At 59.9% G+C, this 24,282-nt stretch carries 23 protein-coding genes and 2 tRNA genes; 17 read left to right on the top strand and 8 right to left on the bottom strand.

Annotated features, from left to right (window positions below; all coding sequences use genetic code 11):
- Positions 1-80 precede the first annotated feature (80 nt).
- From E8M77_RS08335 to E8M77_RS08325, 3 genes are read left to right on the top strand one after another with little or no spacing between them, the layout of a single operon-like run.
- A complete protein-coding gene (locus tag E8M77_RS08335; RefSeq protein WP_137130166.1) occupies positions 81-752 on the top strand; it encodes an amino acid ABC transporter permease in 672 nt (223 codons plus the stop codon).
- Positions 749-1,408: an amino acid ABC transporter permease gene (locus E8M77_RS08330; protein ID WP_137130165.1), complete on the top strand. Its 660-nt coding sequence runs from the start codon at positions 749-751 to the stop codon at positions 1,406-1,408. Before E8M77_RS08335 ends, E8M77_RS08330 begins: the two co-directional genes overlap by 4 nt.
- On the top strand, positions 1,386-2,123 hold the full coding sequence (locus tag E8M77_RS08325; RefSeq protein ID WP_137130164.1) for an amino acid ABC transporter ATP-binding protein: 738 nt from the start codon (positions 1,386-1,388) through the stop codon (positions 2,121-2,123). The genes E8M77_RS08330 and E8M77_RS08325 overlap by 23 nt, the downstream gene beginning before the upstream one ends.
- A 30-nt stretch (positions 2,124-2,153) precedes the next feature.
- Here E8M77_RS08325 and E8M77_RS08320 read toward each other — a convergent pair whose 3' ends face one another.
- Positions 2,154-3,371 (bottom strand): GGDEF domain-containing protein, encoded by a 1,218-nt coding sequence (locus E8M77_RS08320; protein ID WP_137130163.1) that lies wholly within the window; start codon positions 3,369-3,371, stop codon positions 2,154-2,156.
- Between the two features lie 281 nt (positions 3,372-3,652).
- On the opposite strand from E8M77_RS08320, the gene E8M77_RS08315 reads away from it, so the two are divergent.
- From E8M77_RS08315 to E8M77_RS08275, 9 genes are all read left to right on the top strand, one after another.
- Complete coding sequence (locus E8M77_RS08315) at positions 3,653-4,879, top strand: PLP-dependent aminotransferase family protein (protein ID WP_137130162.1); 1,227 nt, start codon at positions 3,653-3,655, stop codon at positions 4,877-4,879.
- Between the two features lie 69 nt (positions 4,880-4,948).
- Complete coding sequence (locus E8M77_RS08310; protein WP_246659174.1) at positions 4,949-5,851, top strand: SHOCT domain-containing protein; 903 nt, start codon at positions 4,949-4,951, stop codon at positions 5,849-5,851.
- A gap of 105 nt (positions 5,852-5,956) precedes the next feature.
- Positions 5,957-6,940 carry an ABC transporter substrate-binding protein gene (locus tag E8M77_RS08305; protein ID WP_137130161.1) on the top strand — a complete coding sequence of 328 codons (984 nt, stop codon included), beginning with the start codon at positions 5,957-5,959 and terminating at the stop codon, positions 6,938-6,940.
- A gap of 12 nt (positions 6,941-6,952) precedes the next feature.
- Positions 6,953-8,647: an iron ABC transporter permease gene (locus E8M77_RS08300; protein WP_137130160.1), complete on the top strand. Its 1,695-nt coding sequence runs from the start codon at positions 6,953-6,955 to the stop codon at positions 8,645-8,647.
- Entirely contained in the window at positions 8,635-9,666 is a 1,032-nt protein-coding gene (locus tag E8M77_RS08295; protein ID WP_137130159.1) for an ABC transporter ATP-binding protein, read from the top strand. The genes E8M77_RS08300 and E8M77_RS08295 overlap by 13 nt, the downstream gene beginning before the upstream one ends.
- A 166-nt stretch (positions 9,667-9,832) precedes the next feature.
- A complete protein-coding gene (locus tag E8M77_RS08290; protein ID WP_137130158.1) occupies positions 9,833-10,750 on the top strand; it encodes a PhzF family phenazine biosynthesis protein in 918 nt (305 codons plus the stop codon).
- 381 nt (positions 10,751-11,131) lie between these two features.
- Positions 11,132-11,350, top strand: a complete 219-nt coding sequence (locus E8M77_RS08285) for a hypothetical protein (RefSeq protein WP_137130157.1) — start codon at positions 11,132-11,134, stop codon at positions 11,348-11,350.
- Between the two features lie 167 nt (positions 11,351-11,517).
- The gene (locus tag E8M77_RS08280; protein ID WP_137130156.1) at positions 11,518-12,459 is read left to right on the top strand and encodes a nitronate monooxygenase family protein; all 942 of its coding nucleotides are present in this window, start codon (positions 11,518-11,520) and stop codon (positions 12,457-12,459) included.
- Positions 12,460-12,731: 272 nt separating this feature from the next.
- The gene (locus tag E8M77_RS08275) at positions 12,732-12,959 is read left to right on the top strand and encodes a hypothetical protein (RefSeq protein ID WP_137130155.1); all 228 of its coding nucleotides are present in this window, start codon (positions 12,732-12,734) and stop codon (positions 12,957-12,959) included.
- A gap of 188 nt (positions 12,960-13,147) precedes the next feature.
- Here E8M77_RS08275 and E8M77_RS08270 read toward each other — a convergent pair whose 3' ends face one another.
- Complete coding sequence (locus E8M77_RS08270; RefSeq protein WP_137130154.1) at positions 13,148-13,291, bottom strand: DUF1127 domain-containing protein; 144 nt, start codon at positions 13,289-13,291, stop codon at positions 13,148-13,150.
- 268 nt (positions 13,292-13,559) lie between these two features.
- Complete coding sequence (locus E8M77_RS08265; RefSeq protein ID WP_137130153.1) at positions 13,560-13,706, bottom strand: DUF1127 domain-containing protein; 147 nt, start codon at positions 13,704-13,706, stop codon at positions 13,560-13,562.
- A 674-nt stretch (positions 13,707-14,380) separates the two neighbouring features.
- Between E8M77_RS08265 and E8M77_RS08260 the strand changes: the two genes are divergently transcribed.
- A tRNA-Leu gene (locus E8M77_RS08260) sits at positions 14,381-14,465 on the top strand.
- Between the two features lie 162 nt (positions 14,466-14,627).
- A complete protein-coding gene (tig, locus tag E8M77_RS08255; protein WP_137130465.1) occupies positions 14,628-16,109 on the top strand; it encodes a trigger factor in 1,482 nt (493 codons plus the stop codon).
- Between the two features lie 426 nt (positions 16,110-16,535).
- On the opposite strand, the gene E8M77_RS08250 is transcribed toward tig, so the two are convergent.
- From E8M77_RS08250 to E8M77_RS08240, 3 genes are all read right to left on the bottom strand, one after another.
- Positions 16,536-16,787: a hypothetical protein gene (locus E8M77_RS08250; RefSeq protein ID WP_137130152.1), complete on the bottom strand. Its 252-nt coding sequence runs from the start codon at positions 16,785-16,787 to the stop codon at positions 16,536-16,538.
- A gap of 233 nt (positions 16,788-17,020) precedes the next feature.
- Positions 17,021-19,231, bottom strand: a complete 2,211-nt coding sequence (gene glgB, locus E8M77_RS08245; RefSeq protein ID WP_137130151.1) for a 1,4-alpha-glucan branching protein GlgB — start codon at positions 19,229-19,231, stop codon at positions 17,021-17,023.
- Between the two features lie 466 nt (positions 19,232-19,697).
- The gene (locus tag E8M77_RS08240; protein ID WP_137130150.1) at positions 19,698-21,602 is read right to left on the bottom strand and encodes a diguanylate cyclase; all 1,905 of its coding nucleotides are present in this window, start codon (positions 21,600-21,602) and stop codon (positions 19,698-19,700) included.
- Positions 21,603-21,788: 186 nt separating this feature from the next.
- Between E8M77_RS08240 and E8M77_RS08235 the strand changes: the two genes are divergently transcribed.
- Together E8M77_RS08235 and E8M77_RS08230 are read left to right on the top strand one after the other, a co-directional pair.
- Positions 21,789-22,469, top strand: a complete 681-nt coding sequence (locus tag E8M77_RS08235; RefSeq protein WP_137130149.1) for a hypothetical protein — start codon at positions 21,789-21,791, stop codon at positions 22,467-22,469.
- Positions 22,470-22,600: 131 nt separating this feature from the next.
- On the top strand, positions 22,601-22,867 hold the full coding sequence (locus E8M77_RS08230) for a DUF6074 family protein (protein ID WP_137130148.1): 267 nt from the start codon (positions 22,601-22,603) through the stop codon (positions 22,865-22,867).
- 226 nt (positions 22,868-23,093) lie between these two features.
- Here E8M77_RS08230 and E8M77_RS08225 read toward each other — a convergent pair.
- Positions 23,094-23,169 (bottom strand) — tRNA-Lys (locus E8M77_RS08225).
- Between the two features lie 246 nt (positions 23,170-23,415).
- On the opposite strand from E8M77_RS08225, the gene E8M77_RS08220 reads away from it, so the two are divergent.
- Complete coding sequence (locus E8M77_RS08220) at positions 23,416-23,907, top strand: heme-degrading domain-containing protein (RefSeq protein WP_137130147.1); 492 nt, start codon at positions 23,416-23,418, stop codon at positions 23,905-23,907.
- A 69-nt stretch (positions 23,908-23,976) separates the two neighbouring features.
- Here E8M77_RS08220 and E8M77_RS08215 read toward each other — a convergent pair whose 3' ends face one another.
- On the bottom strand, positions 23,977-24,228 hold the full coding sequence (locus tag E8M77_RS08215; protein WP_137130146.1) for a GlsB/YeaQ/YmgE family stress response membrane protein: 252 nt from the start codon (positions 24,226-24,228) through the stop codon (positions 23,977-23,979).
- Positions 24,229-24,282 lie beyond the last annotated feature (54 nt).

The following is a 24,282-nucleotide window of genomic DNA, read 5'->3' as shown; positions in this document are numbered from 1 at the left end:
GGTTTTCTCCTAGCCGGAAACCAAAATCGCTCCGGCGCAATCGGTTTCTATCATCGACACTTGGTATAGGGGGACGATCCTTGAGCTACCAATTCGATTTTGCCTGGGCGTCGCAATATGCGCCGCAGATCGCCAAGGGCATCATGATCACCGTCGAGCTGACCGTTGTCGGCGGTCTGCTCGGCGTGGCGCTTGGCACGGCCTGCGCCTGGTCGCGTGCACTGGGGCCTTCCTGGCTGAAGCCGGTCGTTGCAACTTACGTTGAACTCATCCGCAACACGCCGTTTCTCATCCAGCTGTTCTTCATCTTCTTCGGGCTGCCATCGCTTGGCGTGCAGATGAACGAGTTGACGGCGGCCAATATCGCCATGGTCATCAATCTGGGCGCCTATAGCTGCGAGATCATCCGGGCCGGCATCCAGGCAACACCAAAGGGGCAATTCGAGGCAGGCGCCAGCCTTGCCATGACGCCCTTTGAGACGTTTCGCCATGTGGTGCTGGTGCCTTCGCTGCAGCGCATCTGGCCGGCGCTTTCCTCGCAGGTTGTCATTGTCATGCTGGGCTCGGCGGTCGTGTCGCAGATTGCGGTGGAGGATCTGACCTTTGCCGCCAACTTCATCCAGTCGCGCACCTTCCGAGCTTTCGAGGCCTATATTGTCTCGACGCTCATCTATCTGGCGCTGGCCATTCTGCTGCGTCAGGCCATGCGCGGCATCGGGACCATCCTCTTTCCGAAAAGGGCTGCGCGATGATCGAATTCACCCTCTGGGATATTCTGCGCAATCTGCTGCTGGCGGCGCGCTGGACGATCGTCCTGTCACTCGTCTCTTTTGTCGGCGGCGGGCTTGTCGGCCTGCTCATTCTCTTCCTGCGCATCAGCCCCAAGACATGGCTCAACTGGCTGGCGCGCGGCTATATTGAACTGTTCCAGGGCACGCCGCTCCTGATGCAATTGTTCATCGCCTTCTTCGGCCTTGGCCTGTTCGGCATTGACGTGCCGGCCTGGCTTGCCGCCGGCGTGGCGCTTATCCTGTGGAGTGCGGCCTTTCTGGCGGAAATCTGGCGCGGCTGCGTCGAGGCGATCGCCAAGGGCCAGTGGGAAGCCTCGGCGAGCCTTGGAATGGGTCGCCTGCAACAGATGCGCTATGTCATCCTGCCGCAGGCGCTGAAGATTGCCCTGCCGCCGACCGTCGGTTTCTCGGTGCAGGTTATCAAGGGCACTTCACTCACCTCCATCATCGGCTTTGTCGAGCTTTCCAAGGCCGGCTCCGTCGTCACCAATGCCACCTTCCTGCCCTTTACGGTCTACGGTCTGGTGGCGCTCCTCTATTTCGCCCTCTGCTGGCCGCTGTCGAAGTCGAGCCAGATCCTAGAAAGGAAGCTCAATGTCGCTCATCGAAATCACTGAAGTCCGCAAGAGCTTTGGCGACAACGAGGTGCTGAAGGGCATCAACCTCGATGTCGAACCGGGCGAGGTCATCGCCATCATCGGCAAAAGCGGCTCGGGCAAGTCAACGCTGCTGCGTTGCATCAACGGGCTGGAAAGCATCACCAGCGGCTCGATCCAGGTTGCCGGAGCGCAATTGCTGGATGACGAGCTACACCTGAAGGCGCTCAGGCTGAAGGTCGGCATGATCTTCCAGCAGTTCAACCTTTTCCCGCACCTGACGGCCGGCGGCAATGTCATGCTGTCGCAGATGGTGGTGAAGAAAGTGGCCAAGGCCGATGCCGAGGTGATGGCGCGCAAGATGCTGGAGCGGGTGGGGCTTGCCCACAAGTTCGACGCCTTTCCGGACGAGTTGTCCGGCGGTCAGCAGCAGCGTGTGGCGATTGCCCGTGCGCTGGCCATGCAGCCGATTGCGCTTCTATGCGATGAAATCACATCGGCGCTCGATCCGGAACTGGTTGCGGAAGTGCTGGCCGTGGTGCGTGAACTGGCACGCGAAGGCATGACGCTGCTGATGGTGACGCATGAGATGAAGTTTGCTCGCGACGTCTGCTCGCGTGTCGTCTTCATGCACCAGGGTCGCGTGCATGAAATTGGCCCGCCCGAGGAGGTGTTTGCCAATCCGAAGACGCCGGAGCTGCGCCAGTTCATCGGCATGGTCGACGAGACTGTCTGACGGTTTCAGGCGGCGGCAGTGCCGGCAACTTCACGGGTGCTGCATGTCCAAGGCCTTCCGATCTGCGCAATCGCGGAAGATTTCTATGCGGTTGCGCCCTTTCTGCTTGGCCAGATAGAGGGCCTGATCGGCTCTGTCGATCAGTTCTCCTTCGCGGGCTTGATCGCGGGGCGCAAGCGTCACGACACCAAGGCTGACGGTAATGCCGGTGTTTGCCTGCGCACCTTTCAGGCGCAGGCTAGCAATCGCCCGCCGCAGGATTTCCGCCATTTCGACAGCGCTGGCCTCGTCCGTCTTCGGTAGCACCATCACGAATTCCTCGCCGCCATAGCGGGCAATCATCCGGTCTTGCGAAAGGGGCAGGGCGCGCAGGGTCTCGCCCACGCTTGCCAGGCAGGCATCGCCCGCCTGATGGCCGAAGCTATCGTTGAAGTGCTTGAAATGGTCGATATCGAATAGAATGAGCGAAAGGGGTGCTGCGTGCTGTTGGTGCTCCTTGTGCCGGGCGGCAAAATGCATGTCGAAGGCCCGCCGGTTCGGCAATCCCGTCAGGCCATCGGTCAGCGCATACTGGCGCAGGGTTTCGTTGGCGTTCAGCAGTTCGGTATTTGACAGTTCTAGCTGTGCCAGTGCCTGTTCCTGACCGATCTCGGCGCGCAATTGCCTCAGTCGCAGGCGAATGAGGTTGCGCATGTGGCCAATCTGGAAAACGAAGAACAGTAGCGTTGCCGGAAGTAGGATCCAGTCACCATTGATGATGCTGGCCACACAGATGCAGGTCAGCAGCAACGCAGTCTGGATGATCAGCGGTCTCGGCGCCATATGAGCGCGCGAATTGGCTGACTGCATGATCACGGCGGCCACCGTCAGGATCAGGTAGCGGCTGTCGATCGGCGCATGCACGAGCAGCAGTGCAAGCGTCAGGCCCCAGCCCAGGCCGGAGGTCAGTGCGCAGGCAGAGAAAATACGTATCCAGCGGCAGATGCTATCACCCGGTGCCCGTCGCCGGTACAGAAGATTGCTGAGGGCACGAATGGCGAGGTGGGCGATAGCGACAATGATCGCTTCGACTGCATACTGGCCGCCCCCGGTCGCCATGGCATAGACGGCACACAGGATGATGGCCGCCCATGCGGTGATATGCGGCCAGATTTCGAACAGTTCGTCGAGTGCCTGCCAGACATGCTTGTCGGAGCCGTATTCTTCCAGGAGATTGGACTGCCAGATTTGATGTAGTGGTATATGCATAGGTCTCTTTGTGCTGACTTTATTTGTGTAAATGTTAAAGTAGAATTTCTGAAGAAAGTACTGCTCTGATAGAAAATGCCTCGACCTCTTTTCCGGTTGACGTCAAATCGGCTAGTTTATCGATCTATGTCCTGCACTGAACGTGTGGAGCGGCCAGCGCGCCTTGCTGCTGCACCTCGGTTAAGCGCGCTTGTGAAAATTATCCGATAGGTCAGTATTGCTGACCTGTCGGATATTGTGTAAAGCGTAGGGCAGAAAAATTGAAATAAGAGGAAACCTCCGTGCTCGATTGGAATCATATTTTTGCGACGCGCTCCACCCGCATGCGCGCCTCTGAAATTCGCGAACTGCTGAAGCTTCTGGAACGACCGGACATCATCTCCTTTGCCGGCGGCATTCCCGATCCGGCGCTGTTTCCGGATGTGGCTTTCAAGGATGCCTATGCGGAGATTTTTTCCGGGCCGCAGGTGAATGCCGCGCTGCAATATTCCGTCAGCGAAGGCTACAAGCCGCTGCGCGAATGGCTGGTTGTCGAAATGCAGAAGATCGGCATCGACTGCACGGTCGATAATGTCTTCATCACGTCGGGCTCGCAGCAGGCGCTCGATTATCTCGGCAAGCTGTTCCTGTCGCCCAAGGATACCGCGCTCGTCACCTGGCCGACCTATCTCGGTGCGCTGCAGGCCTTCAATGCCTATGAGCCGAATTACGACCAGCTGACGCCGAACGGCAATCGCACGCCAGAGGCCTATCGTGAGATGGCGGCCAAGAATGGCGGCGCGGTAAAGTTTGCCTATCTTTCGGCCGATTTCTCCAACCCGACCGGCGAGACGGTGGATCTGCAGGGCCGCCAGAAGATTCTGGAGCTAGCCGACGAGCTGGATATCGCCGTCATCGAGGACGGCGCCTACCAGTCGCTCCGCTACAATGGCGATCCCATCCCGCCGATCCTTGCGCTGGATATTGCCGCCAAGGGCGGTATCGAAAACACACGCACCATCTATTCCGGCAGCTTTTCCAAGACTTTGGCACCGGGACTTCGCGTTGGTTTCGTTGTCGCCAACATGTCGGTCATCCGCAAGTTGGTGCTGATGAAGCAGGCGGCTGACCTCCATTCCTCGACGATCAACCAGATCGCCATTGCAACGGTCGCCGAGCGCATCTTCGATCAACAGGTGGCCAAGATCGGCGCTGCCTATAGCGCCCGCCGCGATGCCATGCTGGCGGCGCTTGAAAAATACATGCCCGCCGGCACCAGTTGGACGAAGCCCGAGGGCGGCATGTTCGTCTGGGTGACGTTGCCATCGGGTCTGGACGGTGCCGAGCTTCTGGCGCGCTCCATCGAGACGGAAAAGGTGGCCTTCGTGCCCGGCCAGGCTTTCTTTGCCGATCGCTCCGGCACCAACACGCTGCGGCTGTCCTTCTCCTGCGCCAACGAGGTGATGATCGAGGAGGGCATCCAGCGCCTCGGCCGCCTGATTGCCAATGCACAGGCAAAGGCTGCCTGAGCGGATCTGACGCCCGCAGTGGCGAGCGTCCTCTCCTGATTCTCATCGCTTTCCCGGCGCCGCTGTGCCATGACAGGCCATGCGGTTGCCGGGCGCGATACTGTGATGGCGCGGTTTCAGGAGTATGAACGGATGCAGGGCCTTACCGATGAAACGCGCCGCGTGATGGGCGATCTGGCGCGCCAATATGGCATCAGCGAGGATGCGGTTCTCGCCATGCTGATGGCCATCAAGCGTGGCCATGGCAGCATGGCGCAGTTCAACATCGGCGAACTGGGCGGCAACGGCCAGTGGATGCAGGGCGGCATGACCATGGTGGGCGACATGTTCAACTATGGCCTGAAGAACACCGTGGATGGGCTGTGCAATACACTATCTCAGGCGCTTGCCACGGGCCGTATCGATCTGCCCGGCGAAACTGGTGCCGGCCGCTCCTGGTGGCCGCAATGGCTTGGGTCTCCCTCCAGCACCGGCGCGCAGAACGATAGCGCCTATGCGGTGTTTCCCGCCCATCGACGTCTGGCGATCAAGGATACCGGCGGTGTTGTACTCTATGATACGGCGGATCATTTCATTTCCGGCGTCGGCCAGCAGCAGGGCTCCAATACGGCGCTGACATTTTCCAGTCAGTATGGTTCCTTTGCCGTGTCCAGTCTGCACCGCGTTGATCAGACGGTGCCGCAATCTGCGCCCCTTGATCCGGATCCGGTTGTGCCGCCGGCCTATGCGGCGCCCGCTGTCGCAGAACAGGCTTTGGCAGCACCCGCCTTTCCTCTACCCTTGGCCGCCGCGCCGCAGCCAGTGTCGGTTCAGCCCGTCTCTCCATCGTCTCCGGCCGCCCCCGTTGCTGTGGGCGCCGATAGCAGCCAGATCATCGGCCTTATCGAAAAGCTTGCATCGCTTCGGGAAGCCGGCATTCTGACCGAAGAGGAATTTGCCGCAAAGAAGACGGAGCTTCTCGCCCGTCTCTGACATGACGGTTTCCTCTATTCCTGCCAATGATCCTCATCTTTGTCACACCTCTGTTAGGCTGGCATGATTTAGCCGGGGGCAATCTCCACAGGAAGGATTGCCCCGATGAAGACGCTTCTGTCCGCCTTTACCGCACTGGTTGCTTTCAGCGCCTTGACGGTCTCTGCCAGCGCTGCCGATCTCGTCATCTATACGAGCCAGCCGAACGAAGATGCCCAGGCCACCGTCGATGGCTTCAAGGCCGCCAATCCGGGTGTGGATGTCGAATGGGTCCGCGATGGCACGACGAAGATCATGGCCAAGCTGATGGCCGAGATCGAGGCCGGCAACCCGGTGGCCGACGTGCTGCTGATTGCCGACACCGTGACGCTGGAGCGCCTGAAGGCTGACAAGCGCCTGATGGCCTACAAGTCGCCGGAAGCGAGCGCCTATGACCCCACGCTCTATGATGCCGACGGCTTCTACTATTCGACCAAGCTCATCACCACCGGCATCATGTATAACACGCAGGCTTCGATGAAGCCGACGAGCTGGAAGGATCTGGCAAAGCCGGAAGCCAAGGGGCTGGTCGCCATGCCGAGCCCGCTGACCTCCGGTGCCGCTCTCATCCATGCGCAGACGCTGACCGGCAATCCTGCGCTTGGCTGGGATTATTACCGGGCGCTGAAGGACAATGGCGCGGCGGCGGCTGGCGGCAATGGTGCCGTGCTGAAATCGGTCGCGACCGGTGAAAAGGCCTATGGCGTCGTGGTCGATTACATGCCGATCCGCGAAAAGGCCAAGGGTGCGCCGATCGAGTTCGTCTTTCCCGCTGAAGGCGTTTCCGCCGTCACCGAGCCGGTTGCCATCATGGCCGGCACCAAGCATGCGGATGCCGCCAAGAAGTTTGTCGATTATGTCCTCTCCGAAAAGGGCCAGGACGGTTTCCTGAAGCTTGGCTATATCCCGGCGCGCAATGGCATGCCTGTTCCAGCCGGCTTTCCGGCGCGCGAAACGATCAAGGTCATGCCGCTCAAGGCATCCGAGGCGCTTGGCAATACGGACAAGGACCTGAAGACCTTTTCCGATATTTTCGGCGGCAATGGCTGATCGATCAACCTGATGCGCATTCACGCCCGTTCCGGAAACAGCCAGCCGCGCTGGCTGTTTCCTTTTGTGCTGACCGTCTTGTTTCTGCTCAGCGTGCTGCCGCTTGGCCGGCTGGCGGTGACCGGCATTCTGTCGCTGCTGCGCGGTGGCGGTGATGGCCTTGTCTCCGATCCCGCCCTCTGGCAGGCGCTGTGGAACACGCTCACCACCTCGTTTCTCGGCATGCTGGTGGCCGTCGTCATCGGTGGTGCTTTTGCGCTGCTTTTGACGCTCTATGATGTGCGGGCAAAGACTGCGCTCGGCTTTCTCTTTATGCTGCCGATGATGATCCCGCCGCAGGTGACGGCGCTCTCCTGGGTCGGGTTGACCGGACCGTCGAGCACGCTGTTGAAGGCAATCGGCATGGCGCCGCCGCTCGGCAGTCCGCAGCCGCTCTATTCGATCGGCGGCATTGCGCTTCTGCTGGGCGTACAAAACGCGCCGCTCGTCTATCTGGCGCTGCGGGCCGGGCTTCTGGCGCTGCCGCGTGACGGTATAGAGGCCGCACGGCTTTCGGGCGCTTCCGCCTTCCAGGTGCTGAAGGATATCATTCTGCCGCTGGCGCTGCCCGGCTTTGCCGCAGGCGCTGCCATGGCCTTCGTTTCCAATGTCGGCAATTTCGGCATTCCGGCCATTCTGGGCATTCCCGCCTCGATCTACACGCTGCCGACGCTGATCTATGCGAAATTTGCGAGTTTCGGGGCCAGCACATTTGCCGATATCTCGCTTCTCTCCGGCCTTATCGCGCTTCTGTCTCTCGCCGGCCTGCTGGTCGAGGAGCGTGTGCTGAAGGGCCGCGACTACCGAATCATCGGGCTTTCGGGCCGCACTGCGCTGTTTGAGCTGAAGGGCTGGCGGGGGACGGTGGAGCTTTGCCTCTGGCTGGTGCTGGTGCTCATTCTCGTTTTGCCCTTTGCCGCACTGGTCGCCAGTTCGCTGGCGCCGGCCTATGGCGTGCCGCTGACACTGAAAAGTGCCAGCCTCTATGCTTACGAAGAAGTGCTGCTGCGCCAGTCGATCACCCGTACCGCCTTCCAGAATTCGATGACGCTGTCGCTGACCACGGCCTTCGGCCTGCTGCTTGTGACCGTGCTGATGGGCTATGTGGTGGCCCGCAGTTCAAGGCGTGTTGCAGCGCTTGTCGGTGCGCTGGCCGATATTCCCTATGCGCTGCCGGGCATCGTGCTGGCTGTTGCCTGCATCCTTCTGTTTGCCGCACCCTTGCCGCTGCTGGGCGTCTCCATCTACGGCACGATCTGGATCCTGCTGTTTGCCTATTTCTCCAGCTTCCTCGCCGTCAGCCTCCGGCCGATCGCCAGTGCCTTTCACCAGCTCGATCCGTCGCTGGAAGAGGCCGCACGGCTGGCCGGTGCCGGTTTTGGCCGGCGCATGTGCGATATCCTGGCGCCGCTGATTGCGCCGGCAGCCGGTGCGGCGGTCATCCTCGTCTTTCTGATTGCCTGCAACGAGCTGACGGTTTCGGCGCTTCTCTGGTCTGCCGGCACGCAGACGCTGGGCGTTGCCATCTACAATCTCGATGACAGCGGCAGTTTCAATCTGGCCTCGGCGCTTTCCGTGCTCGTTGTCCTTCTGGTGATTGCCATGATGGGCCTGCTCGAGCTTCTGGCCAGCCGATTGCCCAAAGGAGTGGTTCCGTGGCGCAGCTGATTCTCAACCATCTCGGCAAGGATTTCGGAACCGGCAAACCAGCCGTGTCCGGGGTCTCGCTGAAGATCCGCGAAGGCGGCTTCCTTGCGCTGCTTGGCCCGTCCGGCTGCGGCAAGACGACGGTGCTGCGCATGATCGCCGGCTTCGAACAGCCGAGCGACGGTGCCATCATGCTTGGCGAATGGCTGCTCGCCGATGTGGACCGTATGGTAGCGCCAGAAAAGCGCAACATGGCCATGGTCTTCCAGTCCTATGCGCTGTGGCCGCATATGACGGTTGCCGAAAATGTCGGCTATCCGCTGAAGGTGCGGGGCGTGGCGCGCCAGCCCCGTGACGCCAAGATCCGCGAGGCATTGGCGGCTGTGCGCTTGGAAAGCTTTGCCGATCGCCGTCCCGCCGATCTTTCCGGCGGCCAGCGCCAGCGCGTGGCGCTCGCCCGCTGCCTGGTCACCGAACCCGATGTCGTGCTGCTTGATGAGCCGCTGGCCAATCTCGACCGGCATCTACGCCAGGAGATGGAAGAGACGTTTCGCGAATTCCACGCCCGTTCCGGCGCCACGATGATCTATGTGACGCATGATCAGGCGGAAGCCATGGCGCTGGCCACCGATGTGGCCGTGATGTCCGAGGGGCGCCTGCTGCAACTGGCGCCACCGCAGGAGATCTATGCGCGCCCGGAAGGCCGGCTGGTGGGTGGGCTGATCGGGCAGGGCGCCATCCTGTCTATGGCATGGCCGGACAGTGTCTCGCGTGAAGCCGACTGGCTGCTGCTGCGCGACAGGCTTGCCGCACGGCCGGCACCCGGCGAACTGCTGGTCGATGTTCTGGTGCGGCCGCAGGATGTGGTCCTCTCCGACGAAGGGCTGGATGCCAGGGTGGACGCAGCCGTGTTTGAGGGCGAGCGCCATGCGCTGCGGCTGACACTGAGCGATGGCCAGATATTGCGCGCCTTCAGCCGAAAGCCGGTGAAAGTTGGTGATCCTGTGCGTGTCGTCATCCGCTCGGGCTGGAAGCTTTAGAGACGGGTCCACGTTAATTCCTGTCTTCCACAAATATGTCCCTTCACCCTTTTCCTCATTTTCGGGGGAGAGGTTGTGCATGCGGGTTGAAGCGCGCCATTGTCTACGGCAGTTTGACGCCCATGTTCGATGAGCACCATCAACATGGAACTGGCAGGAGGTTTCTTTGGGTCTGCGATACGCCATCTACGACGTGTTCACCGATACCCGGCTGGCCGGCAATCCTTTGGCTGTGGTGTTTGATACCGATGGTCTAACCGATGCCGTGATGCAGGCTCTGGCGCGCGAGCTGAACCTGTCTGAAACCGTGTTTGTCCACAGCGCCGAAAATCCCGCCCATGTGGCGCGCCTGCGCATCTTCACGCCGACGCGGGAACTGCCCTTTGCCGGCCACCCGACGGTGGGAGCGGCCATTGCGCTTTGCGAACGCAATCACGGCGCCGAACGTCCGGATTTCGATATCGTCTGCGTGCTGGAGGAAAATGTCGGCCCTGTGCGCTGTGCCGTGAAGCTTTCCGAGGGCGAGGCAAGCTTTGCCGAGTTCGACCTGCCGCGCAATCCGAACCGCATCGAGATGAACCTCGACCGTCAGGGCCTTGCCGATGCACTGGGTCTCAAGCTTGGCGATCTCGGTTTTGAAAACCACGTGCCGGCCATCTGGAGCGCCGGCGTGCCGTTTCTGCTGCTGCCGGTGCATAATCTGGCGGCAGTGCAATCGGTCGAATTCGACCAAACGCTCTGGGAGCGGGCAGCGCCTTTGGTCGAGGGACGGCTTGCCTCGGCCTATGTCTATTGCCGGGGCGGCGTGCATCATGCGGCGCGGTTTCACACGCGCATGTTTTCGCCCGATATGGGCATTGCCGAAGATCCGGCAACGGGAGCGGCAGCGGCGGCCCTGGCCGGCGCCATCCATCATTTCGACGCGCTGCCGGACGGCCATCACCCCTGCCTGATCGAGCAGGGCGTTGAAATGGGGCGGCCATCCTTCATTCACCTGCATATAGACGTGAAGGAGCAGGCGATTGCCCGCGCCCGCATTGGCGGACAGGCGGTGAAACTGGCCGAGGGCGAACTTTTTCTCTGATCCTGATTCCAGCCGCCACCGAATTTTGCAGATAGGTGACGCCTGTCGGGAACCTTTTGGCTTTCCTGCCGTTATAGGGGCCGAATGGGAGCGGGAGGACATGCATACCCGATCGGATACGGAATCTCACGGACAAGGCCGTATGAGACTTGGCACTCCTGTGCCACGCCAGCGATTTACGCTCGAATGCCCTTGCCTTGACCGTTTCAAGGCGCGCTTCCCCATGAGATTGGAAAGAGCCGGGCCATCCCTTCCTGCCGCAGGCTGAAACGCCCGGCAGACCTTTCCTCATCCCCATCAGAGTGTCGCCATGTTGCTGAGGCCCATAGTGACTTCGAATCGGACATGTGCCGATTCAGCATAGAATGACCAGGAGTACCCATGATCAGGAGCGAGAAACGGCCGAGCGACGAGCCGCTGAACTCTGAGGATCTGGCCAAGTGCCAGCAGGTTTTCGAAAGGCTCAGGGCGGAAATCTGCCCGAATGATGACCAGGAAGAGACCAATCGCCTGGCGGCGATCACCATCGAACTCTATCGGCAGGGTGTGCGAGGCGAAGACCAGTTGCGCGACATGGTGGCGGCGGCCCGCGGTCGCTGAACCTGCGTTGCGGAAAGAATCAGGAGGCGCGGCTGCAAGGCTGCGCCTTTTTGATTCGGGTGGCGAACTGCTATCTTCCCTTTACGTAAACGGCACTTTATATCTGTGGCATGGATGCGCCGTCATTCACGCATCGTTCTGCGCTCATTCTGTCCTGGGGAGGATCCATGCCGATACCATCACAATTCAAGAACCTTGTTCTGCCGGCTGTTGCTGCGCCGATGTTTTTGGCATCCGGCCCGGATCTTGTGGTGGAAACCTGCCGCTCGGGTATCGTCGGCACCTTTCCGGCGCTCAACCAGCGCACGACGCAGGGCTTTGTCGACTGGCTGGCCGAGATCCGCCAGCGTTTGAGCCCTTTTCCGAACGCTGCCCCGTTTGGTGTCAATCTGATCGTGCATCGCTCCAATCCGCGCCTGGAAGCCGATCTGCGCGCGGTCGTGGACAACAAGGTGCCGCTCGTCATCACCTCGCTTGGGGCCGTGCCGGACGTGGTGAAAGCCGTACATTCCTATGGCGGACTGGTGTTTCACGACATCATCAGCCGCAGGCATGCGGAAAAAGCGGCGGAAGCCGGTGTCGATGGCATTATCGCCGTCTGTGCGGGCGCCGGCGGCCATGCCGGCACGATCAGCCCGTTTGCGCTCATCCCGGAAGTGCGCTCCTTCTTTTCTGGCACGATCCTTCTCTCCGGCGCCATCAGCACCGGCGCGCAGATCGCAGCGGCACGTCTGATGGGCGCCGATCTTGCCTATCTCGGCACGCGCTTTCTCGTGACCAGGGAATCCATGGTGGGCGAAGACCAGAAGCGTATGACGATGGAGGCGAGGGCCGGCGACATTATCTATACGGATGCCGTATCCGGCGTGAATGCCAATTTCCTGCGCCAGAGCATCGTGGCGGCCGGGCTTGATCCCGCCAACCTCGTCTCGCATGGGCCTATGGATATGGCGAGTGAGGCCAAGGCCTGGAAAAATGTCTGGTCGGCCGGGCAGGGCGTGTCTGCCATCGATGACATTCCGTCTGCGGCAGAACTGTGCGACCGCTTGCAGGCCGAATATCTCGCCGCCATGCATGCAGCGGCAAGCGATCCCTTCATCGGTCGCTGACATGTTTAATCAACGACTTGTGAGCGTGCGGGACAATCCGTGATACCCGCACGTTCTGAACTTAAGTATCTGATCTGTATTCGTAAATTTTCTTCGTGCCATGGCCTGCGCAGAGCATGGACCGCAAATCGGCTGGGCATGTCCCATTTGGCATTGTTGTCGCCACAATCGCTGCCCAATTTGATCCTGCGTCAGCGAACAGACGTGGATCGCGTTCAGACGGGGCCGACAGGCTCAATCCGCCGGAACGCTGCGCGAAAAGGATAAAAGCCATGAAGACAATTCTCATCGCCTGCACCGCAGCTCTCCTGGGTGCCAGCACGCTTGCCTTTGCCGAGGAGCTTCATCACGCCAGTGAAGGCCGCCTCAGCATCAATTCGGTTGGCAGCACGGTGACGCAGCTCACCGAAGCGAATGGCCAGCGTTTCAGCGATACCTACCGGGTGACGCCCGATCATACGCTGACCCTGGTCAGCCGAAACGCGGTCGCCGGACAGTAACCGGTAAATTGAATATCGCGACTGGACGAACCCGCCGCAACCCGGCGGGTTTTTTGTTGCCTGCCATTTGCGGAAAACAGCAGACAGCAAAAAGCCCCCGAGCGAGGCTTGGGGGCCATGCAAACTGTTTTTTTGGCGCGGTGCCGGCTTAAACCGTAGGGTCTAGCCTCCGCGGCCCTTGTGACGACTTAGCGGAACGAACGCGATGCGATCGTGCGGATGTCGTAGCGGGTCAGGCCGATGTCGCTCAGCGTCTGGTTCGACAGGCTGCCAAGTTCGTTCATCGTACGGCGGTAGCTGATCCAGCTCTTTGCGAGGCGAATCGGGTTCATGGGGTTTTCCTCAAGGTTCATCTTTGTGCGCTCCCGACGACCTCCGTCGTTTGCGATGAGCACCTTATACACCTGCATAATAAGGTTCTGCAGTGCAAAAACTCGGCGACTGCTATGCGTTTGTGCAGTATGCTGCCGAAATAAGCGCCTAACGATAAAATTTAGGCGCCGTATTCAGGGGGCAACCTGACGGAAAGCACAAAAAAACGCCCCCCGAGTTGGGAGGCGTTTTGCGACGGGGCTCTGGGAGCCGCGTGATCTGTCTAAATCAGATGCCGAGGGCGTTGCGAGCGACGCGACGGATATCCGAGCGGCCGATGCCGAGGTCATTCAGTTCGCGGTCCGACATGCGGCCAAGTTCGGTAATCGTCTGACGATACTTGCGCCAGTTGGTGAGCGAGCGTGCGATGTTCATGGTCTTCATCCTTTTGGGTGTGGCCGACGACCGTGCGGTTCGTCTCTCAATCGATTGAATGCAGTATATGCTGCACTGCACCGATGAACAGCGCCCGTTAGGTATGTCACCCATGCGATGGGCGCATTGCTCACCTGGGAAGCCGTAACGAATGTTTAATAAATGAGCGGATTGGTCAAACGTGCACCTTTGGCGGTGCGGCGCGCGAATGTTGAGGTCTGGGGGAGTTTGGAAAAGACAACGCCCACCGGGGGAGGAGGTCCGGTGGGCGTCATGGGTCTCGACCGGCGACATTTGGGAGGAGGAGATCCGCCGGTCCATCGGTGATCGCTGGGAGGAGGAGTGCGATCTCCGAATTGAGATGAGAGCATTTCGTGCTCTCCTGATTTGACTATACGCAATCTGCCGGATTTGTGCAGTGCAATATCAGCATGCAAGCCATTCGTCTCGCGCATGGCTTTCCGGCTCTATTCAAACATTCTAACGGCCTTTTATTAGTAAACCGTGAATAATGCGCCGCCGCCGCCGCAGGCATTGTACCGATCTGTTTGAAAGAAGCAGGGCCAATGCCGAGCATTCTGTCATTTTTCCTTTGCGTGGGGAAAAAACGGTTGTTATAGAGACGCGCGCTCCGGAAGGCCTCTGCGAGAGGATTTTCTACGCGGTTTTGGGGCGCGGGTATGGTGAAATTGGTAGACACGCCAGATTTAGGTTCTGGTGCCGCAAGGCGTGGGAGTTCAAGTCTCTCTACCCGCACCAGTTCGCGGAGTCTGTTGGCGAAGGCCGGTAACGGTTGGCGGCCGCATGAGACCCCAGCGCAAACGAGATTGCATCGAGGCAACGACCGGCAACAAGTTCCGGCGTCGTGCTCACAGAAACCACGGCTGTCTGAGCACCGCCGCATGATATGAAGGTATGACAATGCAGGTTATCGAAACGCTCGCTGAAGGGCTGAAGCGCGAAATCAAGGTCGTTATCCCGGCCAAGGATATGGAACAGCGCATGAACGAGCGCCTGGCCGATGCCAAGGACAAGGTGCGCATCAATGGTTTCCGTCCTGGCAAGGTGCCTTTTGCGCATCTGAAGAAGATGTATGGCAAGTCGATCATGGCGGAACTCGTCAACGAGATCGTTCGTGACCGTCCTGCTGCGATCCTGTCGGAGCGCGGCGAGAAGTCGGCAACCCAGCCGGCCATCAAGATGACCGAAGACGAAGCTGAAGCCGAAAAGATCCTCAATGCAGAGATCGATTTCGAATTCTCCGTCGCCTATGAAGTTATCCCGGCCATCGAATTGCTGCCGACGGACGGCATCAAGGTCGTGCGGGAAGTCGTTGACGTACCGGAAGACGAAGTCAACGAGCAGATCCTCAAGATCGCCGAAAGCGCCCGCACGTTTGAAGCCAAGGACGGCGCCGCCGAATCGGGCGATCGCGTCACCATGAACTATCTCGGCAAGGTCGATGGCGTTGCCTTCGATGGCGGCGCTGCAGAAGATGCAGAACTGGTCATCGGTTCCAACCGCTTCATTCCGGGCTTTGAAGACCAGCTGACCGGCCTGAAGGCTGGCGAAGAGAAGGTCATCTCGGTCACCTTCCCGTCGGAATACCCGGCTGCAAACCTGGCCGGCAAGGAAGCCACATTCGACATCACCGTCAAGGAAGTCGCAGCGCCTGCCGTGACAGAGCTGAACGATGCGCTGGCTGAAAAGCTTGGCCTCGAATCGCTCGAGAAGCTGAAGGAAATCGTTCGCGGCCAGATCGAAGGCCAGTATGGCAACGTGACGCGCCAGAAGCTGAAGCGCCAGATCCTCGACCAGCTGGACGCCATGTACAAGTTCGACACGCCGGAAGGCCTGGTCAACGCCGAATTCGACAATATCTGGCGCCAGATCAACACCGACCTGCAGCAGTCGGGCAAGACCTTTGCTGACGAAGACACGACCGAAGAAGAAGCACGCGACGAATATCGCAAGCTTGCCGAACGTCGCGTCCGCCTCGGCCTGGTTCTCTCCGAAATCGGCGAAAAGGCCGGCGTCGAAGTGACCGAAGAAGAAATGCAGCGCGCTCTGTATGCCCAGTTGCAACAGTTCCCCGGCCAGCAGAAGGAAATCCTTGATTTCTTCCGCAACACGCCCGGCGCTTCCGCTTCGCTTCGCGCCCCGATCTTCGAAGAGAAGGTCGTGGACCAGCTGCTGACGCAGATCGACGTGACGGACAAGACCGTGACGAAGGAAGAACTGCTGGCTGACGACGAAGACGGCTCGGAAGACGCTGAAAAGGCTGACAAGAAGAAGTCGGCTGGCAAGAAAAAGGCCGCTGAGGCTGCTGAAGGCGAAGAAGCCGCAGCACCGAAGAAGAAGGCTGCACCGAAGAAGAAGGCCGCCGAAGGCGACGCTGAATAAGCATTCTATCTTCTGCTGCAAGATGACAAAGACCCCTGGCGCGAGAGTGCCGGGGGTCTTTTGCCATGAAGGGCCTAGAAGGAGCGCACGCAGGACATGCGGATGCGTCTCATTATGATGCGCATGCAGGAGATGCGGAGCTATGATTGCCCGCGGTGCAGCTGTCCCGAAATGGGGCAGTGTGCCTGCGGTGGGTCTGGGATGATGGAGAAAGGTGCCCTCGATGAGGGCTTGAAGCTTGTCCTGGTCTGGAAGGCTATTGCCTTCTGGGGCGCCGCCACTTCTGGGCGATCGATAGCAGCTTGTTCCGCGGCCAGCCTGGAATTGAAGGCGGGGCTCACCAACTCTCACGAGAGTAGGGGGTCCGCGAGCCCCTAACCGGCATCATGCCAGCTGCGTTCAGATAGCCTTCGTCTTCGTCAGGGCTCAAGAGTGCGTGTTGTTTCCGGCCGCTAAAGCTGTTTCCGCTCTTAAGAATGCGTAAATGCCTGTATCATTTTGGCGCATTGCGTCCTCGATCGTCCAGCCATAGGTCCAGGCATCCTGCAACTGTGCGCGCGTGTCCTCGTCCAGACCACGCCCGGCGGGACAGTCATAGGGGTTTTCGGTGATGGGCGAGCCGAGAATGCGCGCTTTCGCGCCGCGTTCCTGACATTCCAATAGCGACTCAAAATTCATGTACTGACCCTTTCAGAGCACGCGCTCTTAGGCGCAGGCTTGATGGCTATCAAGTGTCGGCGGGCGATACAGACTCATATTTTTTTAACGATGTTCTTCTGCCAAAGCATTGAACAACCAATTGCTTTCGATTGGCCTTATAAAGGCAGACGCGCAGGCCGGAGCGGCTGCAATCGGGCCGTGAATCGCAGGGTTTGGTAAATGAAATGTTGCTCGGCGTCTGATGCTGGCTGTTACTCGGACATCCATTTCAGGTAGATCGTCGAAAGTGGCGGCAGCGTCAGCACGATCGAGTGGTCCCGGCCATGGGACGTCTGCGGCTCGCTCGCGGCCTCCACATTGCCGAGATTGGAGCCGCCATAGGCCGCGGCATCCGAATTCATGATCACGGTCCAGCGGCCGTGGCGTGGCACCCCGGCACGGTAGCCGGTGCGCGGCAGTGGCGTCATGTTGGAGATGGCAAGAATGAGGCCTTCTCCATCCGCCGACTTGCGCAGAAAGCCAAGGACGGAATTTTCCGCGTCGTCGCCGATCACCCATTCGAAGCCGTCCGGATGGATATCGCCATAGGTGAGGGCAGGCTCGGCCGCATAGAGCCGGTTGAGGTCTCCGACCAGACGTTGCAGGCCGGCATGGCCCGGCTGATCGAGCAGGTGCCAGTGGATCGAACCATCGTGGTTCCACTCGCTCTTCTGGCCGATCTCGTCGCCCATGAAGATGAGCTTCTTGCCGGGATGGGCCCACATGAAGCCGAAATAGGCACGCAGGCTGGCAAGCTTCTGCCAGTCATCGCCGGGCATTTTGCCAACCAGAGAGCCTTTGCCATGCACCACTTCGTCATGCGACAGCGTCAGCATGAAGCGCTCGGTATAGGCATAGACCATGCCGAAGGTCATCATGCCATGGTGGTATTTGCGGTGGATCGGCTCTTCTTCCATGTAGTGCAGCGTGTCGTTCATCCAGCCCATGTTCCATTTGAAATCGAAGCCGAGGCCGCCGTTTTCGACCGTTTCGGTCACGCCCGGCCAGGCGGTCGATTCTTCGGCCACGGTAAAGGCATGGGTGCAGCGCTGGTGGATGATGCTGTTTAAATGCTTGAAGAACTCGACCGATTCGAGGTTTTCGCGCCCACCATCCTTGTTGGGGATCCATTCGCCGGCATTGCGGGAATAATCGCGGTAGAGCATGGAGGCCACCGCATCGACGCGCAGCGCGTCGATATGGAAATGCTCCAGCCATTCCAGCGCAGAGGCAATCAGGAAGCCCTTCACCTCGTTGCGGCCGAGATTGTAGATCAGCGTGTTCCAGTCCTTGTGGAAGCCTTCGCGCGGATCTTCATGCTCGTACAGGGCTGTCCCGTCGAAGCGGGCAAGGCCCCAGACATCGGTTGGGAAATGCGCCGGCACCCAGTCGAGGATCACGCCGATACCGGCTGCGTGGCAGCGGTCGATGAAATGGGCAAAATCCTCCGGCGTGCCGTAGCGGCCGGTGGGTGCAAACAGGCCGAGCGGCTGATAGCCCCAGGAGCCGCCGAAGGGATATTCCATGATCGGCATCAGTTCGATATGGGTAAAGCCAAGCTTTTCGACATAGGGCACCAGGCGCTGGCTGAGTTCGACCCAGCCGAGCGAGCGGTTGTCCTCCTCGGCAATCCGCAGCCAGGAACCTGGATGCACTTCATAGACGGATATCGCCGTCTCGCCGGAGCGGGCATCGGCGCCCTGTTTCATCCACGCGTCATCCGTCCAGCGAAAGGGCAGGCTGGAGGCAACGATGGAGGCGGTGGCCGGTGCTGCTTCACTGGCGCGCGCCACCGGATCGGCCTTCTGGGCCAGCACTGCGCCGCTTGTATCGACAATCTCGAATTTGTAGCGGTCGCCGGGGCCAAGACGGGGCACGAAAAGCTCCCAGACACCCGCCTGCGGGCGAAGACGCATCGGGTGGCGCCTGCCATCCCATGCGTTGAAATCGCCAACCACGGAGACGCGGCGGGCATTGGGTGCCCAGACGGCAAAGCGCACGCCGGAGACGCCTTCCACGTCCATGGCCTGTGCACCCAGTGTGCGGCCAAGATTGTAATGGGTTCCCTGACCGATCAGATGCAGATCGAGATCCCCGAGCAGCAGGCCGAAGGAATAGGGATCTTCTGTCTCTTGCTCGTCGCCCGGCCAGGTGATGCGCAGGCGATACTGCTTGCCGCTGTCAACTGCGGCTGCAAACACGCCGGCCTCATGCACCACATGCATCTTGGCGCTCGCGGCACCGTTGCCGGTTGATAGAATTTCTACGCCTTGTGCACCGGGCAGGAATGCCCGCACCACAGTCACATCGTGAAGCGGGTGCGGCCCGAGGATGGCAAAGGGGTCGCCATGCCGGCCCTCCACCAGATTGGTCAGGGCCGTGGGGTCGATGCCGGCCAGCAGTTCGGATCGTTCCATGTTCATGCTCTCTTCTCCGCAAGCCTGTCGACGATGGCGGCAAAGCCATTGAGCGGAATGGGCAGCCATTTCGGGTGATTGCGCGCCTCTGGCTGATTTCATAGGCAGGCTTTTCCAGCCGGTCGGGATCGTCGGTCACGAAAACGCTGGCGGACCGGGCGCGCTTGCCCTGCGGCGCCGTCATCACCGTGCCAAAGCCAAGATCCCCCGCAGGCTGAAACAGATTGCTCCAGGCATCTGGCCTGCGCAGGAGGAGCGGCTGGACATAATAGATGCGGGGCGCGACGCGGCTTGCGGCACTGGGGGATGGTTTCAGCTGAACAGGGTTCATAGGCTCCTCACGGCAAAACAGCTCGCGGGGCTAACGCCAGCCGGCAGCGTCGGTTCCCGGAAGCCGTCGCGTGGGGGCGACGACTGTTGTCTTTGATGGAAAGGGGGGCTGACGTTGCACCGCGTCAGCAGCGTGATGGGCTCAGGCGCTGATGACGGTGCCGACCCGGCTTGTTTCCTCGGAGGCAGAGGAGAGCACCACGCGATTGCGTCCGATGTTCTTTGCCTCATAGAGAGCGGCGTCAGCCCGCGAAAACAGGGCGTTTCCATCTGCTTCAGGCGCCGACGGCTGCCAGCTGGCGACGCCGATACTGACCGTTGCTATGCCATAGGGTTGGTTGCGCTCGTGCGGAAGGCGAAGGCTTGCAATCTTCTGGCGGATTTTTTCGGCCACCAGCTTTGCGCCTGCAACATCCGTCATTGGCATCAGAACGGCGAATTCTTCACCGCCATAGCGTGCTGCAAGGTCAGCCCGGCGAACCGACTGGGCGATGCCTGCCGCGATTGCCTTCAGGCAGGCGTCGCCGCTCGCATGGCCATAGGTGTCGTTGTAGAGCTTGAAGCGGTCTGCATCGACGATCAACAGCGAGAAACCGGCGGCGTTGAGGTGGGCGTCTGCCACCAGTTCGTCCAACCGCCTATCGAAGGAACGGCGATTGGCAAGACCGGTCAGCGGATCGGTGCTGGCCAATGTATTCAACTCGTCATACCGCTGCTTCTGGGGAGTCACATCTCGGGTGATCGAGACAATGGCCGAGGGACCAAGCTTGCGGGTGTTGAGGCGGCTCAGTGTCGTTTCCAGCCAGGTTTCGCGCCCTTCCGGGTGATCGTAGCGGATCAGCACCCGCTGTAGAGTTGCACCTTCCTGCAGCCGCTCCAGCGATGTCTTGGCAAGCGCTTTTTCTTGCGGGGGTACGAAGTCCAGCACGCTGCGGCCAATCAACGTTTCGGGTGCCAGACCGAGGATCTGACGGGAGGCGGGGGAGGCGTATTCCCGGATGCCGTCCGGTGTCAGCCGCTCGATCAGATCGGCAGACGCTTCGGCCAGAAGCTCGAATTCGGCTTCGCGCCGTTGCAACATGCTGTTGTTGCGGATGTTGGCCAGCGTCTGGTAGCGCCAGCGCAGGATCAGGATCAGGGCCATGAGAATGAGGATGCCGCTGAGGATCCAGCGGATTTTGGATGCATTCACCCATTGCCAGAGCACGGCTGTTTCGCGCGCGCCGACAAGCACGGTAATGCCGGGATGGTGATTGCTGAAGGCGGCGTTGTGGCGTGACAGGCCATCCGTCGGCCATGCCTTCACGACGATCCCTCGGGTTGCATCATCCACCAGTGCGGAGAAGGCGAGGTTTCGCACCGTCCATAGATTAGCCAGTTCCGGGTTGGTTTCCGGCCACCGGACAATCACGGTGCCGTCCTCTCGGGCGATCAGCACCGAGGCATCCTCCGTCACGATCATGTTGTCGATCATGGCGTTGATGTGGGTGATGGGGATATCTGCAGCCACGATGCCATCGAACTGGCCGCTGGCATCCTCCAGCCGCTGGCTGATGGGCACGATCATGCTGTCTGTCAGTCGGCTCAGAACAGGGGTGCCGATATAGGTTTCTTCGGAGGCATCAGACAGGTGATATTTGAAATAGTCACGATCGGTAAAGACCGGATCGGCACCCTTCAGCGTCACCGCATCCACATTGGTGGCAACCAGATTGCCATGCCTGTCGATGTAAATAAGGTTGGTCAGGTGCGGCGTATGTTCTGTCAGATGCGCGATGAACTGGCTGGTGCGCTCTTTAAGATCAGGTGCCGTTCGATTGCGTTCGATTTCCGATTTGAGCGCGACAATGCCCAGTTCCGCCATCTCTATGCCGTCTGTTATGTGCTGGCCGATGGCAATCGTCGATTGGCGCAGAGATTGATCGAGTTGTGAGATATGGGCCTGCCGATTGGCGTTTTCGCTCCAGACGGCAAGGGCCACGACCCCACCAAGTCCGGCGAGAAGCGCGGCAAAAGTGTTTGCGGCACGCTTCATCTTCTGGTCCATCGGCTTACGTCTCGCAACTGTTGATCCGACAATTCTGGCAGTCAATAGTTTAGGAAGTGCTGATGAGGTTGATCGGCCCTCCCGTCCCTCGACCAGAGTAAATCAGCTTTTAACCAAGTCGTGAGACCTGTTCCGTTATGTTCCGATCTGTTCCGGATGCGACCGGTGTCAAATGAGGGTTCACGCATGGCCAATGCGACTGCCACGAAAGGGCGCCGCCGCCGCAGGCGAGCTTCGGCAAAGGCATCGAGCGCCACATGGCCCTGGGTCCTTGCGCTTGTCGGAACAGCCGGGGCGATCCTGGCCTATGAAAATTCGGATCTTCTGCGTCGATGGCTGTCTGGCAGCGGTTCGGTGGCTGCCATCCAGCAACGGCTTGCAACATCCGCCAAGCCGCAAAAGCCGCCCGAACCGGTTGCCGCGCCCGCCCACCCTTTGCAAAAGCCATCAATACCAGCGCTGACGCCACCCTTGCCGCTTGCCAAGGTGGGAGAGGAGGGGCTGATCGGCAAGGGCTATAGTGGCACATTCTATTTCTGCGGCACGTCCGGCCTCGACAATTGCGTGTCGGGCGGAGACCTCTTCTGGTTCAAGAAACAGGCGATCCGCATTGCCGATATCGCGGCGCCCGCCACCGAGGATGCCCGCTGCCCGACCGAGCGCGAAAAGGGCTTTGCCGCCAAGGTGCGGCTGCGCGACCTCTTGAATGCCGGCAGTTTCGAACTGGTGGACTGGCCGAACCAGAACGAGGACGGCCGTGGTCGCAAGCTGCGTGTCGTGATGCGCAATGGCCAGTCGCTGGGTAGCCAGATGGCAGGCGAGGGGCTGGTTCATGCCGCTGGAAAGCCCGCCAGACCCTGGTGCTGAGCCGGTCTCCTGCCTGTGCCGGGCCGGGACCCCGTAAACTTGTTGCTGCGCTGTTTAGGATTTGGGAACCACTTCCAGCGATTGTGCAGAGACAAAGAGTTGATTCGAACGAGTGCGTATCAGGAGACGTCATGCGAGTTGCACATTTTCCGGCCGATAGACGAACAGCAGATATCCGCCGTTGTGCGCAGGCGCTGATCCATGTTCATGGTGAGGAGGCCAATCGCTACTGGCGCAGCGAAATGGCCCAGATCGCCGCAACTCTGAGCGCACAGGGCGCTTCGCCGGAAGAAATAGCCCATCAGGCGGCGCTCTTCATGAATGCTGTGCAGATCGAGCTTCAGCATCTGTTTGCCGCTGAAATCGAAGAGGCGGAAGCCATGGATGCCCGCGCCTGATTTCAGGCGCAATGCGGGCTGCGGTTTTTACCGCCGTCCCACACAAGACGGACAGCAAGGTTGCCGCCCTGAAAAGGGCCGCAGCCTTTTTCATGTCTCATGGGCCGGCATGGCTTGCAAGATTCGCCCGCAATCAGGCCACGGCTCACTTCTCGCCGTCTTGATGTCTTTGAAATTTATATTGTTTTTTACTTTTCCAGCGTGTCCATATCTTCCAAAGGAAGAATGGTGGGTGATGTAGGGCTCGAACCTACGACCCGCTGATTAAGAGTCAGCTGCTCTACCAACTGAGCTAATCACCCATCCGTGCGGCCCTGCTTTTCAGCGGCGCCGCTGGTGTGAAGGGGCGTATAAAGAGGAAGTTCGGGCTTGTCCAGCGCCTCTTCAAAAAAACTTTCGTTTCTTTTCAATAGGGGGCGGCCAGTACCCGTCAAACGCCCGATTTGCCGGGCTTTTGAGCGACAAAGAAAAATGTCTGGCCAAGCCCGCTCTTTACAGGTTCGGTGCGCGCCATCATCTTGCCGCCCATCGTAACGGGAGGATGGACCATGTCGCTGGAAGCAGACCTTGCAATGATCGCCGAACAGGAACGGGTGCTGCAATTTGACCGTTTCGATCTCGATGCCGCTTGGGCGCTTGGGGCAGAACTCCACGCACTGTCTGCTGCACGTGGCCATGTGCTTGCGGTCGATATCGAGATGAACGGCATGCGGGCCTTCTTTGCCGCAACGGTCGGCGCCAAGCCGGATTTCGAATACTGGATCCGCCGCAAGCGCAATATGGTTCTGCGGTTCCTGCGCTCGAGCTATGGCATCGGGCTGGATCTGGCGCGCCAGGAAACCACGCTCGAAGCCAAATGGGGGTTGGCAACGGCCGATTATGCCGCGCATGGGGGGTCCTTTCCCATTCTCGTGCGCGGCGTCGGCTGCATCGGGGCGGTAACCGTATCCGGTCTACCGCAGCGCGACGATCACCGGCTGGTCGTTGAGGCGCTCTCAAGCCTAAAGGGGATCGATCCAGCAAGCCTTGCGCTGGCGTGAGCGGGCATGAAAAAAACCGGGCCGCCTGAGCGACCCAGTTTTTTATCGACAATGTCGATGTGTCTCGACCTATCGCCTGATCATGCGCGCAACCGCAATCAGGATGCAGGCGCCGATGAAGCCGGCAATCAGATAGCCGATCCAGCCACCCATCACGACCCCGAATACGCCGAGGATGGCATTGGCCACGATGGCGCCAACAATGCCCAGCAGAATATTCATCAGAAGGCCCATATTGCTCTTCATGAACTGCTCTGCGAGCCAGCCGGCAATACCACCGATCAGAATGGCTGCGATCCAGCCGATACCTGCGTTTTCCATAACCTTACCCTCTCGTTTTGTACTATGGCCCATCAACGCCGAGGCGCTTGCAAG

The sequence above is a fragment of the Rhizobium sp. FY34 genome (genome assembly GCF_005222845.1).
Taxonomy (GTDB): domain Bacteria; phylum Pseudomonadota; class Alphaproteobacteria; order Rhizobiales; family Rhizobiaceae; genus Neorhizobium.
Note: the sequence above shows the minus strand (reverse complement) of the source record. Positions and strands in the feature narration are given on the sequence as shown.

What these genes read in the sequence shown, in the direction of transcription:
- E8M77_RS08330 (WP_137130165.1), top strand. Translation starts at nt 749, where the DNA reads ATGATCGAATTCACCCTCTGGGATATTCTGCGCAATCTGCTGCTGGCG.
- E8M77_RS08325 (WP_137130164.1), top strand. Translation starts at nt 1,386, where the DNA reads ATGTCGCTCATCGAAATCACTGAAGTCCGCAAGAGCTTTGGCGACAAC.
- E8M77_RS08320 (WP_137130163.1), bottom strand. Translation starts at nt 3,371, where the DNA reads ATGCATATACCACTACATCAAATCTGGCAGTCCAATCTCCTGGAAGAA.
- E8M77_RS08310 (WP_246659174.1), top strand. Translation starts at nt 4,949, where the DNA reads ATGACAGGCCATGCGGTTGCCGGGCGCGATACTGTGATGGCGCGGTTT.
- E8M77_RS08305 (WP_137130161.1), top strand. Translation starts at nt 5,957, where the DNA reads ATGAAGACGCTTCTGTCCGCCTTTACCGCACTGGTTGCTTTCAGCGCC.
- E8M77_RS08300 (WP_137130160.1), top strand. Translation starts at nt 6,953, where the DNA reads ATGCGCATTCACGCCCGTTCCGGAAACAGCCAGCCGCGCTGGCTGTTT.
- E8M77_RS08285 (WP_137130157.1), top strand. Translation starts at nt 11,132, where the DNA reads ATGATCAGGAGCGAGAAACGGCCGAGCGACGAGCCGCTGAACTCTGAG.
- E8M77_RS08280 (WP_137130156.1), top strand. Translation starts at nt 11,518, where the DNA reads ATGCCGATACCATCACAATTCAAGAACCTTGTTCTGCCGGCTGTTGCT.
- E8M77_RS08275 (WP_137130155.1), top strand. Translation starts at nt 12,732, where the DNA reads ATGAAGACAATTCTCATCGCCTGCACCGCAGCTCTCCTGGGTGCCAGC.
- E8M77_RS08270 (WP_137130154.1), bottom strand. Translation starts at nt 13,291, where the DNA reads ATGAACCCGATTCGCCTCGCAAAGAGCTGGATCAGCTACCGCCGTACG.
- E8M77_RS08265 (WP_137130153.1), bottom strand. Translation starts at nt 13,706, where the DNA reads ATGAACATCGCACGCTCGCTCACCAACTGGCGCAAGTATCGTCAGACG.
- tig (WP_137130465.1), top strand. Translation starts at nt 14,628, where the DNA reads ATGCAGGTTATCGAAACGCTCGCTGAAGGGCTGAAGCGCGAAATCAAG.
- E8M77_RS08250 (WP_137130152.1), bottom strand. Translation starts at nt 16,787, where the DNA reads ATGAATTTTGAGTCGCTATTGGAATGTCAGGAACGCGGCGCGAAAGCG.
- glgB (WP_137130151.1), bottom strand. Translation starts at nt 19,231, where the DNA reads ATGAACATGGAACGATCCGAACTGCTGGCCGGCATCGACCCCACGGCC.
- E8M77_RS08240 (WP_137130150.1), bottom strand. Translation starts at nt 21,602, where the DNA reads ATGGACCAGAAGATGAAGCGTGCCGCAAACACTTTTGCCGCGCTTCTC.
- E8M77_RS08235 (WP_137130149.1), top strand. Translation starts at nt 21,789, where the DNA reads ATGGCCAATGCGACTGCCACGAAAGGGCGCCGCCGCCGCAGGCGAGCT.
- E8M77_RS08230 (WP_137130148.1), top strand. Translation starts at nt 22,601, where the DNA reads ATGCGAGTTGCACATTTTCCGGCCGATAGACGAACAGCAGATATCCGC.
- E8M77_RS08220 (WP_137130147.1), top strand. Translation starts at nt 23,416, where the DNA reads ATGTCGCTGGAAGCAGACCTTGCAATGATCGCCGAACAGGAACGGGTG.
- E8M77_RS08215 (WP_137130146.1), bottom strand. Translation starts at nt 24,228, where the DNA reads ATGGAAAACGCAGGTATCGGCTGGATCGCAGCCATTCTGATCGGTGGT.